The 13,522-nt window shown below is 67.6% G+C and carries 6 protein-coding genes; 1 reads left to right on the top strand and 5 read right to left on the bottom strand.

The window, feature by feature from the left end; all coding sequences use genetic code 11:
- Positions 1–68: 68 nt before the first annotated feature.
- Complete coding sequence (locus ACG0Z6_RS10905; protein ID WP_394461267.1) at positions 69–818, bottom strand: PEP-CTERM sorting domain-containing protein; 750 nt, start codon at positions 816–818, stop codon at positions 69–71.
- Positions 819–1,031: 213 nt separating this feature from the next.
- On the opposite strand from ACG0Z6_RS10905, the gene ACG0Z6_RS10900 reads away from it, so the two are divergent.
- Positions 1,032–3,743, top strand: a complete 2,712-nt coding sequence (locus ACG0Z6_RS10900) for a M16 family metallopeptidase (protein WP_394461265.1) — start codon at positions 1,032–1,034, stop codon at positions 3,741–3,743.
- A 72-nt stretch (positions 3,744–3,815) separates the two neighbouring features.
- Here ACG0Z6_RS10900 and ACG0Z6_RS10895 read toward each other — a convergent pair whose 3' ends face one another.
- The 4 genes from ACG0Z6_RS10895 to ACG0Z6_RS10880 all read right to left on the bottom strand — a co-directional run bounded on the left by ACG0Z6_RS10895 (position 3,816) and on the right by ACG0Z6_RS10880 (position 13,414).
- Positions 3,816–5,756: an amidohydrolase gene (locus ACG0Z6_RS10895; RefSeq protein WP_394461263.1), complete on the bottom strand. Its 1,941-nt coding sequence runs from the start codon at positions 5,754–5,756 to the stop codon at positions 3,816–3,818.
- A 175-nt stretch (positions 5,757–5,931) separates the two neighbouring features.
- A complete protein-coding gene (locus ACG0Z6_RS10890) occupies positions 5,932–7,611 on the bottom strand; it encodes an alkaline phosphatase D family protein (RefSeq protein ID WP_394461261.1) in 1,680 nt (559 codons plus the stop codon).
- A complete protein-coding gene (locus ACG0Z6_RS10885; protein ID WP_394461259.1) occupies positions 7,608–11,669 on the bottom strand; it encodes an alpha/beta fold hydrolase in 4,062 nt (1,353 codons plus the stop codon). Before ACG0Z6_RS10885 ends, ACG0Z6_RS10890 begins: the two co-directional genes overlap by 4 nt.
- A gap of 26 nt (positions 11,670–11,695) precedes the next feature.
- Entirely contained in the window at positions 11,696–13,414 is a 1,719-nt protein-coding gene (locus tag ACG0Z6_RS10880; protein ID WP_394461256.1) for an ATP-binding response regulator, read from the bottom strand.
- Between the last annotated feature and the right edge of the window lie 108 nt (positions 13,415–13,522).

Here is a 13,522-nt window from a genome sequence, read left to right as displayed (position 1 = left end):
GGTGTGACGGCGGCGGGCGCGTGTGAGGGAAGGGATTCTCGGACTGGGCCCTTACCGGGCCTCAGCCCTCAAGCCGTTTGGCGGCGGCGGGCCAGTGCAGCAATGCCTGCCACACCTGCCAGCATCAGCGCGTAGCTGCTGGGTTCGGGCACAGGCGCGGTGGCCAGATAGCTGAACTGGTTGACACGCAGCTGGAAGGCGTCACCCTCAGGCGCATGCCAGTTGGTGGTGGTTTGCCCGCCGAAGGCCACCAAACCCTGGCCCCAGGACTTGACAGCAAACACCGAGCCATTGCTGCCGTCGACAAAGCTGCTCAGATCGGTACCCGACACGGTGGCATGCGAAAAGTAGCTGCCCGTGAAGGTGGTGGTACCCAGACCATAGCCCAAGCCTGCCGCCAGCCCTGCGGCGGTGATGGACGCATCGCTGGAGTACGAGGGGTATTGCAAGGCCACGCCGCCAAAGCCGAGGTCGATATTGCCGCCCACATTGGGCGCGGCATTGATGAACAGCCTGCCGCCGTTGTAGACGTAGTTTTCGATGAAAGCGCGATTGGCGCTCAGGAAATTGTTGAGGTCACCGGCGCTGCCGTCACCGCCTTCGAGGAACACAAAACCAGCCCCCGTGAAGGCCGCCAGGTTGTAGCCCTGGTTTTTTGTCCAAGCGCCGGTGCCGAATGCGGCGTTCAGCGCTTGGTCGTTGGTGGTTTGACCCCAAGGGTCGCTGGTGCCGGTTTGGTAGACCACACCCGCCTGTGCAGACAGGGCAGCCAAAGCGGCCACGGAGGCCAAGAGATGTTTGACAAAAGGACTCTTCATGACAGATCACTCCCTAAAACACTGCTATTTGCAGCGAGGGGCCATTTTTTGAGCCCCGGGACCTGGCCGTCGTCTGGCAAGGTGTGGATGCAATGCGGAGAAAACACGACCCTGCTCATCGATCACTTCCCCATTTAGGATGACTCGTCCTCCCCCCTACGGAGCACTAGACTGCGCTTTCCGCGCGATTCGCGCTTTTGTCACGACACATCCATGTCCTCACTGCGTCCTTTGTTCCACGCTGTGGCTCTGAGCTTGATTGCGGGGTCTGCCCTGGCCCATTCGCTCAAGCCCGTGATTTCGGTGGAAGGCATTACCGAGTACCGCCTGCCCAATGGCTTGCAAGTGCTGCTGGTGCCCGATGAATCCAAGCCCAGCACCACGGTGAACGTGACCTACCGTGTGGGCTCCATGCACGAGAACTACGGCGAAACCGGCATGGCCCACCTGCTGGAGCACCTGATCTTCAAAGGCAGCCCCAAGTTCGAGGACCCCTGGAAAGAATTCACCAAGCGCGGCTTTCGCGCCAACGGCTCGACCTGGCTGGACCGCACCAACTACTTCGCCAGCTTTGCTGCCAACGATGCCAACCTGAAGTGGTATTTGCAGTGGCAGGCTGACGCCATGGTCAACAGCTACATCGCGCGCAAGCACCTGGACAGCGAAATGACCGTGGTGCGCAACGAAATGGAGCGCGGCGAAAACGACCCCTGGCGCATCACCATCGAGCGCACGCTGGCCACGCAGTACCAGTGGCACAACTACGGCAAGAGCACCATTGGCGCGCGCGCTGACGTGGAGAACGTCGACATCACGCGGCTGCAGGGCTTCTACCGCACCTACTACCAGCCGGACAACGCCACGCTCATCGTCTCGGGCAAGTTCAAACCCGACCAGGTGCTGGACTGGGTGGAGGACAGCTTTGGCAAGATCAAAAAGCCCGCGCGCAAGCTCCCTGCGCTCTACACCCTGGACCCGGTGCAAGACGGTGAACGCAGCGTCACCGTGCGCCGTGTGGGTGGCAACCCCCTGGCCGTGGCCAGCTACCACGTCACCCCCGGCACCCACCCCGATGCCGCTGCCGTGGCCGCGCTGAGCAGCATCCTGGTCGACAACCCCACCGGGCGTCTGTACAAGCGCCTGGTGGTGGAGAAGAAGCTGGCCAGCACCGTGGAGAGCTTCTCGCCCGCCCTGGCCGAACCCGGTTTTGCCATGCTGATGGCCGAAGCCGCCCCCGGCGTGCAGGCCGACGCGCTGCAACGCGAGTTGCTGGACGTGGTGGAAGGCTTTGGACGCGAGCCGGTGACGGCCGAGGAACTCAAGCGCGCTCAGACCACCTTGCTCAACGCCTGGGAAAAGGGCTTTAACAACCCCGAGCACGTTGGTGTGGAGCTGTCGGAATCCATCGCCGTGGGCGACTGGAAGTTCTACTTCCTGGAGCGTGACCGCATCAAGGCGCTCAAACTCGAAGACGTGCAGCGTGTGGCCACCGAGCGCTTCCTGCCCGACAACCGCACCGCCGCGCAATACCTGCCCACTGAAAAGCCCGTGCGCGCGCCCCAGCCCGAAGCGGCCAAAGTGGCCGAGGCCCTCAAGAGCTTCAAGCCCCAGGCTGCGGCGGCAGCCGTGGCGGCGTTTGACGCCACGCCGGCCAATATCGACGCACGCACCCAAATCAGCACCCTGCCCAACGGCCTGCAGCTGGCGCTGCTGCCCAAGCCCACCCGCGGCGAGGCGGTGCAAGGCAGCATTGCCCTGCGCTTTGGCTCGGCCCAGTCCCTGCAAGGCCAGGCCGCCGCGGGCGCGCTGCTGGCCAGCATGCTGGACATGGGCACGGCCACGCTCAGCCGCGCCCAGCTCAAAGACGCGCTGGACGCCGCCAAGGTGCAGTGGACGGCCGGTGGCTCGGCCGAAGGCGTGACGCTGCGCTTCAGCACCACGCGTGAGCACGCTGCGCGCGCGCTGGAACTGCTGTCGGACATGCTGCGCCAGCCCCGTCTGGACGCGGCTGGCTTGGCCGAAGTGGTGTCGCAGCAAGTGGCGGGCATCACCGCGCAGAAGGACGACCCCCAAGGCGTGGCCAGCCAGGCCTTGTCCAAAGTCGCGGCCAGCCCCTACCCGGCTGGGCATGTGAAAGCCTTCCGCAGCTTTGAAGAGCAAATTGCCGACTTCAAGGCCGTGACGCTGGAGCAAGTGCAGCGCCTGCACCAACAGCAGTGGGGCGCACAAGCCGGTCAAGTGGCCCTGGTGGGTGACTTCGACGCCAAGGCCGTGCAAGCGGTGCTGACGCAAAAGCTGGGGGACTGGAAGGCGAACGTGGCTTACGAGCGCATCGCCAGCAAGACCCATGGCCTGCCCGGTCAAAAGCAGCTGCTGGCCACGCCCGACAAGCAAAACGCCATGCTGCTGGGCGCCTTGGAGCTGCCCGTCACCGACGACGAGGCTGATGTGCCCGCACTGCTGCTGGCCAACCACATCTTCGGCAGCGGCGGCGCCTCACGGCTGTGGGTGCGCATCCGCGAGAAGGACGGCCTGTCTTACGGCGTGGGCTCGCAGCTCTCACTCAACCCCCGCGACAAAGCCTCGGCCCTGATGCTCTACGCCATCTTCGCGCCGCAAAACCGCGCCAAGGTGGAGGCCGCACTGCGTGAGGAAACGGCCCGTGCGCTCAAGGACGGCTTCACCGCCGAAGAGCTGGCCCAGGCCAAGCAGGCCCTGCTGTCGCAGCGCAAGCTCTCGCTGGCGCAAGACACCGGTGTGGCCGCCCGTTGGACCAGCAACCTGCAGCTGCAGCGCCGCTTTGAGCGCGATCAGCGCATCAGCGACGCCATCGAGAAGCAAAGCCTGGAGCAGGTCAACGCCGCGCTGCGCAAATACCTGAGCCTGGACAAGGCACAGCTGTTCTTCGCGGGCGACTTCAAGTAAGCCCCCGGCCTTTGGCTGCATCCCAACGCCCCAAGGCCTCCCGGCCTGGGGCGTTTTTTCATGGGCAAGGGCTCAATGGCTGTGTGCGGCGAGCTGACGCTGCAGCATCAGCCCCGCATCGGCCACGGCACGGGCTTGCTCAGTGGCCGACAGCGTGGTCGCGGCGGGTGCCGCAGCCTGCGGGCGGGTCGCAGCGCGCGGGCCGTGGCCCGGCGCCTTGGGCGCAGCTTGCACACGCCCTTCCAACATGGTGCCCCACACACCGATGTTTTTGATGTCACCAGGGGCCACCTCGTCTGGGCTGGCCTCCAGCACCACCAAATCGGCCTGCTTGCCCACCTCGACGGAGCCCACACGCCGCTCCTGGCGAATGGAGTAGGCCGCATCCAGCGTCACCGCCTTCAGGGCACTCAGCACGTCCATGCGGTGGCGGGGACCCACCACCTCGCCCTCGTAAGTGCTGCGGTTCACGGCGGCCCACACCAGCTGCAGGGGCTTGGCCGGTGCCATGGGCATGTCGGAGTGAAAGGACACCGAGATGCCGTTTTTCATCACCTCGCCCAGAGGCACCATGTCCTTGGCGCGTTCACCCAGATTCAAATCCCCATAGCGGCCCGCCAGTGCGGTGACGTAGTAGGGATTGGCCGAGATGATGCCGCCGAGCTCGCCCCAACGCTTGATCTGTTCGGGTGCGGCAAAGCCAAAGTGCACCAGCACGGTACGGTGGTCGCTGCGGGGGTTTCGCTTCATGGCTGCTTCCAACTCGCCCAGCACCACATCCAAGCCAGCGTCGCCGTTGTTGTGAATGTGCAGCTGGTAGCCCGCATCCCAGAAGTTCTGGAAGGCGTACTTCAGCACGGGCGGGTCCATGATCCAGGCCCCTTTGTGGCCATCGGCATAGCCATCGCGCATCTGCATGAGCTGGCTGAAGATGGCGCCATCGGCCAGGAACTTCACCTGCTTGGGCAGGTAGAAGGTGCGGCCACTGCCCCAGCTCTGCACCTCCTCGGCCATCTGAACCATAGCCTGGGGGTCCTCGGGATGGGCAGCCGCAAAGGTCTTGCCATCGCCAATAAAGCAGTGATTGAAGGGCGTGGCATCGGCCGAGTACACCGCGTTGATCATCTGCTGCAGGGGCTTGGAGTAGAAGCCACCGGGCTCGCACGCCAGCGTGATGCCGTTGCGGTGGTAGTACTGCACCGTGTATTGCAGCCCTTTGCGAAAGAGGGCTGGAGTGGCCATCATGGGCGTGATGGTGGGCAGGATGGCCAGGGCGCCTTGCTCGTAGAAATGCCCTCGCTCCAGACTGGAGGCGTGCTGGGCGCTGGCGTCGAGCTTGCTCACATAGGTGGTGTCCAGACCCGCTTTTTTCAGGGCCATGCTGTTGAGATAGAACTCGTGCCCCGACCGGTGCCAGATGATGACGGGGAAGTCCGGTGCGAGCTTGTCCAGCAAGGCACGATCGAGCTTGCCGTGCATGTAGTTGTGATAGCCCCAGCTCACAAAGGCCTGGCGCTTGTCTTTGTGTGCAGCCAGTGCGGCGCGCAGGCGCTTTTGGTAGTTCTTCTCGTCACGCACAGCCGGCGAGAAGCCGTCCATGGTGTCCCAGTCTTCAATGGAAATGACCTTGGTGGACATGGTCAGCGCCGCCAACACGGGGTGCACGTGCTGCTCCACAAAGCCGGGCAGCAAGACCTTGTCACGCCATCGTGTGTCCACGCGTTTGAGACCTTGCACCTTGGCCAGCACGTCCTCCTGAGTGCCCACCGCGACAAAGCGTCCGCCACGCACGGCCACAGCCTGTGCCCGTGGGCGCTGCGGGTCCATGGTGAGGATGTCGCGCGCGAGGTAAACCACCGTTTCCTCCGAGGGGGCCACCATTTGGCCGGCCAAGTGCTGCAGCCCCGTATCAGCCTGCGCCCAAGCAACAGCGGCATACACCGCGCTCAGCGCTACCAACCCCTGTCGACATTGCCGCGCGAAGTTGCTGCGGGATGGAAGTGAATGTCTCATTGATGACCCTCCTGATGTTGGTCTTGCAGCCTGTTTGCCGACTGCCGGGCTGATCCTAGGCATGCGACCTCGACGCGTCTGCCAACCTCCCCCCGCAATGCGGGGGCTTGAATATCGCCGTCACTTGCGTTGCATCAAACGCATCCGGCAAGCCACACGGCGGACCAGCGCCGCCTCAATGCGGTGGCAAGTGCCACTGCGCCAGCGGGGTGGGCAGGCTGGCCTGGGCGTGCAGCGGGGCGCGCGCGCGGTCAAACCACAGCTGCCAGGTGCGGCTGTGGTCCTGCCAGCGCAGCAGGGCAAAGCCGTCGCCAGGGTGGTCCTGCCAGCTGCTGACGCGGCAGCGCAGGCGCGGCAGTGGCGCGTCGCCCGAGCACAGCGGCTCGGGTTGGAACTCCCATTCGTCGGGCGTGGCCAGCTCGTGGGCGGGCGTCACCGTAAAAGCCCAGGGCGCATAAAACGCGGAGCTGTGCAGCGAGGCCGCGCGCACCACGGGCGCATCGGGGCCGGCGTCGAGCGCCTGCAGCTCGAACGACACCCAGCCCGAGCGGTGCTCGTCGCCTGAGAGCAGCAGCAGGCCGTCGGCACGCTGGCGCCAGATTTCACCCAGCAGCGCGTGCAGCGAGGCCGGGTAGCCGCACCAGGCGTCGCTGCGCAGGGCCTGTGCGGGATGCTGGGCGCTGCGCACACGCCGCGGCAGGGGCAGCGTGCCGGTGAGCAGCAGCCGGGGCCGGCCACGGCTGTGCGCCAGCCACTGCGCCAGGGCGCTGCGCTGCGCCTGGCCCAGCATGTGGGCGTGCGCCACGGTGTCGAGCCGCCGGGGCTCGCGCTCAAAGCGGCTGTCGCAGGCAAACACGGCAATGCCGCGCCAGTCAAAAGCGTGCCAGAGCTGCTGCGCGGTGGCCGAGGCGCCGCGCTGGGCCTGCGCATCGGCTTCCCAGCGGTAGTCCCACGCGGCTTGGGCAGCGGCCTGCACCCAGGGGCCGCGCTGCACGCTGCCATCGGGGGCCAGACGGGGCTCCCAGTTGTCGACGATTTCGTGGTCGTCGGGCGTGTGCACGATGCGCGCCAGCGTGGGCGGCAGCAGGCGCACCGGGCCGCGCTTGAAGCGCTGGTAGTTGGCGGCGTAGCGCTCCAGGCTGCTGTCGGGGTCGGCCAGGCCCGCGGTGGCGTCGGCATAAATCTGGTCGCCCAAGATGAGCAGCAGCGAAAGCTCCGGCCCCAGGGTGGGGTGGCGAGCCAGGGCGTGCAGCCGCGCCAGCGAAGCCAGCGCGGGTGAGGCACGCTCAGGGTCGCGCTCCCAGCCGTGGCTGGCATCGAGCAAACCCGGCGGGTACTGGCAGGCGCCAAAGGCCACGCTCACGGCCGCACCGGCGGCCGCCTGGGCTTGCTGCTCTTCGGGCATGAGCACAAAGCCATGGCACCACTGCTCGCTGGGGTGGGTCAGCAGCTCGGCCACGGCTTGCTCCAGCCCGGTGGCGTGCACCCCCACACCCGCCTGCTGGGGCGTGCGCAAGTCGCGGTACACCGCCAAGCCCAGCAGGCCCACACGCTCGCCCGGGCGCAGATGCGCTTGCAGGGTCTGGCGTGCCGGCCAGAGCTGGGCAGGCAGCGTCCAGCGCAGCGGCGTGCCCAGGGGCGGCAGCGGTTCGGGCAGGGCTTGCATCTGCCCATGCAGAGGCAGTGCGCGGTAGTTCAGCCCGCCGGCCCAGGCCAGGGGCTGCCACCACCAGGCGCTGGGTCGACCCAGTTCGGGGCGCAGCGCGGTGAGCAAGGCCACACGGCCGTCGGCATGGACATGGCGCTCGATGCGGTGCGCTGGCGCGGCCACAAAGCAGGTGCTGGTGCTGCTCATGTGGCCTCCTGCAAAAAGCGCTCGATGTGTGCAAACACCTGCGGCGCGATGTGGCGCCCGATCAGGCAGTCCTGATGCCCATGCCCGGGCACCACCAGGCGCTGGTAGCGGCCTGGAGCCAAAGGCTCCCAGTGCGCATGCAACCAGGCGGCACTGTCGGCCAGGCACAGGCCGTTGTCCTGCCCGTGCACGGACAGCACCGGGAAGGCCTGCAGCAGCGCCAGGCTCTTGCCCTGCGCGTCGAGGTAGCGGCTGGCGCCTTGCCAGTCGGTGATTTCGTGGCGCTGCGCGAAGTGAATGGCCTGGGCCACGGTGTCCATATTGAGCGGGCCGAAATGGTCGTCGATGAAATCGAACACGGCTTGGTCGACGTTTTGAATGGCGAAGTCGCGCCCGTAGAGCATGTCCATGCGGTGACGCGTGGCCACCCAGGGCGTGCGCCGCCAACGCGGCGGTGGCGGGTTTTCCAAGTCGTACTCGTGCGCGGGGTAAGGCAAGGTGGCCAGCAGGCGGTCGATCAGCTCATCGAGCAGGCCCGCAGGCTCAGGCCTGAAGCTGAAGTCCTGCAGCGGCAGGTAGGGGCGCAAGTACTGCATGAGCAGGGCACGCAGCGCATTGCCCGGCGACATCACCATCATGGGCGTGACCTGCGAGATCACCAGCGCGCGGATGCGGCTTGGCAGCTGCTGGCGCAGCGGGTAGAAGTGCTCCCAGCTCTGGCGCTCGGGCTCCATGAGGGCCTGGTGCAGCATCACCGAGCCCATGCAGTGCGCCAGCACGTCCACTTGCGCCGCGCCGGTGGCGCGCAGCACTGCGTCCACCGCCAGCGGAATGTCGTTAAAGCCCACCTGCTCAAAAGTCCAGGGCAGCACGGCTGTGGGCAGACCCGCGCTGGTGCGCATGTCCAGCACCCACACATCCCACCCGGCCTCCCACAGCAGCTGGGCGGGCCCCGGCTGCACCGAGTGGTGGGCAAAGGTGGTGCCGCTGGCGCTGTAGCCGTGGATCATGAGGATGGGCCGTGCCTGGGCTTGGGCCGAGCGGTAGCGCGTCAGGCGCACCAGCACGGGTTTGGTGTCGTCCGGCGTGGCCGCACGCAGCAGGCCTTGGCGCTGGGCCGCGGCCTCGCCCCAGCTGCCCGCGGCCAGCTCCAGCACCTCGGGCTCGGGCAGCCCCGGCACACGCCCAGGCAGGCGCTGGGCCTGGCGCGGCGGTGCGGCATCGGGGCGGCGCAACGTCCAGGCGTGCAGCGGCAGCATGAGCCGCGTGATGTAGCCCAGCAGGGCCGCCACATCGGCCAGCGCCGTCATGCCGTCCTGCGCCTGGCAGATGCGCAGCAGCGGCTGGCGCAGCCGCGCCAGATGGCCGAGGTCCAGATGCAGCTGCACGGCGCGCTGCCCTGGGCAGGCCTGCAGCGGCGCGGGCAGGCCCTGCAGTGTGAGCGTGCTGAGCTGCTGCCAGGGATTGGCGCGGCGCTCGTAGCGCAGGTGCTTGGCGCCCTCAATCAGCTGGCCCTGCAGCGCAAGCGCCCAGGCTGGCGCCGCCGCAGGCCAGTGCGCGGCATCGGGCAGCGCCAGGGTGTAGCGCATGAGACGGGTCTCGCCCGCGTGGCTGGCCAGGTTGAGCAGCAGGCGCGCACGCTGCGCGAGTGAGCGTGTGCCGCGCCGCAGCCGCGCCGCCAGCCCGACGGGCTCGTTGGCTTGAGGCGCTTGCTGCGCGCTCAGCGCGTCTTGTGCGGCGTGCACCATATCGCGCCAGCCCCGGTTCATGAACCACGCCCACAGCGCGCGCGCCGTGCGGCCCCAACGCCCGCTGGGCGCGCGCTCAAACAAATGCAAGGCCCCGCTGCTCAGGGGCAGCACGCACAGGGCGTCTTCATCGCGCGGTTCGAGGTGCTCCCACAGCGGCTGCCCAGCGGGGCACAGACGCTGGCGCCCGCCGCTGACCTGGTCGGAGGCCTGGCCCGCAAACACACGCAAGCAGCTGCCCGGCGCGAGCTGCAGCACCCGCGCCTTTGGATCGGCCCACAGCGCCGAGACGGGGCTGGGCGCGTAGTGCAGGGTCAGCTCCAGGTATTTGAGCGGGTCGCCCGGGCTGCCCGGCCAGTGCACCCAGCCGCCCAGGCGCTCGCACAGCTCCACCACGGTGGGGGAGCTGGGCTGTGCGGCATCGGGGTCGGGCACGCCGTCCAGCGGGCGCTGCGCCAGCACGGCCAAGCGCTCTGGCGCGGGCTGCTGCGGCGCCACGCCGGGCTCCTGCCTGAAACCCCAGCGCGTGCGCAGGCGCGCCAGGGCTCGCAGCGCCAGTGCGGTGATGGTCAGCGCCGGGTTGATGCCCAAAGAGCTGGGCACCATGGCGCCGTCCAGCACCACCAAATCCTCATACACGGCCTCGTTCAGACCACTGAAGACTTGACCCCACTCATTGACCACGCCACTGGCGCCACAGTCGCCCATGCCGCAGCCCCCCAGAGGGTGAACGCTGATCATGGGCCCGGCTGGGGTGCCCAGCCAATCGCCCATGGAGGCGGGCAACAGCCGCCACAGCGGGTTGGCCACCAGGCTGGCGCCTTGGGCTTGCAGGCGCTGCGCCACCCAGTCGTGGCGCGCCACCACGCGCGCGTCGTTTTTCAGCTCGGGCCAGTGCACGGCCAGGGTGCCGATATCGCTGTCGGGCTGCGGGCTCAGGCGCAGCTCGCCGCAAGCGTCGTCGTGGCCGATGATGGCCAGCGCCAGCATGTGCTGCAGCCCCTCTTCGGTGAGGACCTGCGGGTCGGCCTGCACCGGTCCGGCACGGTGGCGCCCGCGCAGCGGTTCGGTCAGGGCATGCAGCGTCTGGCCCAGGGCGAAGCTCTGCGTCCACAGCGCGCGCAGCGGCCCGGGAATGGCCAGGTCTTCCACCACAAAGTCCGCCCCCGCAGGCAGCACCCCGGTGATGGTGGGGCCCACTTGGCGGTGGGCCGGGGCGGCACTCTCCTCGGCCACGCCGCGCGCAGCCTCGGGCAGGTCCACGCCTGCGGCAATCACATCGCCATTGCCCGAAAACTGCCGCCCCAGCAGCGGCGACAGTGCCAGCCCCTGCTGGCTGCTGCGCAGCAGGATTTCCGTGCTGCCCAGCGACCCGGCGGCCAGCACCACGTGCCGTGCACGCAGCCGCAGCGGTGCGCCCTGGCGCGATTGCAGGCCCTCGTCGCTGAACTCCACGTCCAGCTCCCAGCCCTGGGCTTGAGGGCCGCGGCGCAGCTGGCGCACGCTGGCCCCGCACACCAGGCGCACGCCCTGGCGCGCCGCCTGCAGCAAGGCATTGGTGTCCAGCGACTGTTTGGCCCCTTGGTTGCAGCCGCTGGCGCAGTCGCCACAGGCCACGCAGCGCTGCAGGTGCAAGCCCGCACTGCTGCTGGGCTGCTCGTCCAGCGCCATGGTGATGCGTGCGGGCCGCGCCTGCGCGTCGAGCTCTTGCAAGCGCTGCAGGCGCCGCGCCGGGTAGGGGCTGAGGCGCTCGATGGTGTTCTCGCCGCGCGCATCCACGGCGCCCACCAGCCACTCGGCTTGGGCAAACCAGGGCTCCATCTGCTCGGGGTGGGCGCGCAGCGACTGCGGCCAGCGCGCGCCCTGAAACACCGTGCTGGCGGGGCGCTCCATGACCCCGGCGTTGATGAGGGAGCCCCCGCCCAGGCCCGAGGCTTGGGCCACGCATACATCAGGGCCCAGGCGCACGTCAAACAAGGCATCGCGCCGCCCGCGAGGGCTTTGTGCGCCAGGCGTACTGAAGCGCACATGGCCGGGCAGCTCAGCCAGGCTGCGCGGGAAGCTGCCGGGCAGGTATTCCCGCCCGCGCTCCAAGACCAGCACGCGCAGCGGCTCGCCCTGGGCTGTGCGCAAACCTGCAAATTGCTGTGCTGCGGCCGCACCGCCATAGCCGCTGCCGACGACGAGCACATCGGCATGCCATTGCGTGGGAAGGGTGTTTGCGCCTTCGTCTGCCCACCAAGTCTCCAGCGGTACAGACAACCAATCCTGGGCGCGCCAAGACACACCCATGCCCGGACCCTCTGGCATGGCAACACCCCCTTAGCAAGACTGACTCAGTTGGAGATGTGGGCTGCAGCGGTTTTGATGACCGCCGTCAGGCGCTCTTCGGATACGGGCTTGTGAAGCATCTCCAGGCCGGCATCATGCACACGGCGCAAAACTTCAGGGGCGGTATCTCCAGTCACGATAACAGCGGGCAGTCCCGGGAACGCGGTACGCAGGGATCGCACTGTGGAGAGCCCGTCGTCGCTGCCACGCAGGCGCAAATCCACCAGCGCCAGGTCCGGCGTGCGGGAGAGCACGCGCAACATGGCCTCGCGCGTGCTGTCGGCCAGCAGCACCGTGCAGCCCATGGCTTGCAACAAAGTGCCCATGGCCTCGCGCACCGGGGCCTCGTTGTCCACCACCAAGACCGTCAAAGGGGTCAGCTGGCTGTGGCCTCCCTCATTGCTGTGGCTTTGCTGGGGCAAGGCGCACTGCGGAATGTGCAGGGTGAAGCAGCAGCCCTGCCCGGGGCTGGAGCGCAGGCGCAGATTGAGGTCCAGCAAGTCAACCAGACGGCTGACGATGGACAGCCCCAGGCCCAGGCCCTTCTCGCGATCGCGCTCGGGGTTGTCGATTTGGTAGAACTCATCGAACACGCGGCTGTGCTCGCTCTGAGCGATGCCCGGGCCGGTGTCGATGATGTGGATCTGCCACTCCTCGTCGTCTTGGGCCTGCACCAGCAATTGCACCTGGCCTTGATAGGTGTACTTGATGGCGTTGTCCAGCAGGTTGCGCACCACACGCTCCAGCAGTGCGGGGTCGGTATCGACGCAGGCTTGGGCAGGGCATTGGAGTTGCAACTGCAAGCCCTTGCGCAGTGCGCTGGGGCGCTGCTCGTTGGCAATGCGCTGCAACCAGGGCAACAGGGCAAAGCGCTGCGGGTGCACAGGCACCACATCGGCATCGAGCTTGGAGATGTCCAGCAAGGTGTCGAGCTGGGTGGAGAGCGACTGCAACGCCTGGTTCATCTGCGCCACGATGGCGCGGCTGGCGTCGTCGAGATTGCGGCGCGACAGCGCTGCGCCGAACAAAGTCAGGGTGTGCATGGGCTGGCGCAAGTCGTGACTGGCCGCCGCCAAAAAGCGCGTCTTGGCGCTCACCGCCGCCTGAGTGCGGTCCAGCGACTGGCGCAATTCCCGGTTGTGCTGGGCCTGCTGTTGGCGAATCAACACCGAGTCCACAAACACCCGGTAGACATCGCGCGCCAGCATCATCAGCGTGGCCCCAAAGCCCAGCACCAAGCCCGCAATGGTCCAGTCCGTCCAAGGGGGGCGCCCACCCGCCCAGCCCGACCAGGCCCAGCCCGCCGCCAATGAGCCCACCATGGGCAAAACAAAAGCCCCGAGGACGCGCGCATTGCCAGCCACCGTGGCCACCGAGGCCGCACACAGGCCCAACAGCAGCACGGTCTGCACCATGTGCTGGTAGTCATTGAGCGAGGGCCACAGCACCACAAACGCACCGTAGACCGAACCGTTGAGCAGGCTCAGGCCACTGGCCCAGCGCAGGCGTTGCGCCAACGACCGCTCGACCCAGGTGGGCAAACGAGCCAACATCACCCAGCGCAGCGCCAGCACCGAGAGCACCGCCACAAACCAGGCCCCAGCGGCCCAGCGCGCCTCCGGAGCCTGCCAGGCCATGCACACCAGCACCAAGGCACTCACAGCCACCGGCAGCGGCGAGCGACGGCTTTGCCGATGCAGCAGCGCCAGCAACTCCTGTTGCACCAGTGTTTGTTCAAGCGTTGATGCGGTCCTCGGCACCACGGGGCTTGGCGTGTTCATGAATTTTGGACTGAGCCTGTTGGGCTCGCGCCAGCGCCATTGAGGGGGAGG

It is taken from the genome of Roseateles rivi (assembly GCF_043555845.1).
GTDB classification, from domain to species: domain Bacteria; phylum Pseudomonadota; class Gammaproteobacteria; order Burkholderiales; family Burkholderiaceae_C; genus Roseateles; species Roseateles rivi.
The sequence above is the reverse complement of the archived record's forward strand: the minus strand, read 5'-3'. Positions and strand labels throughout refer to the sequence as shown.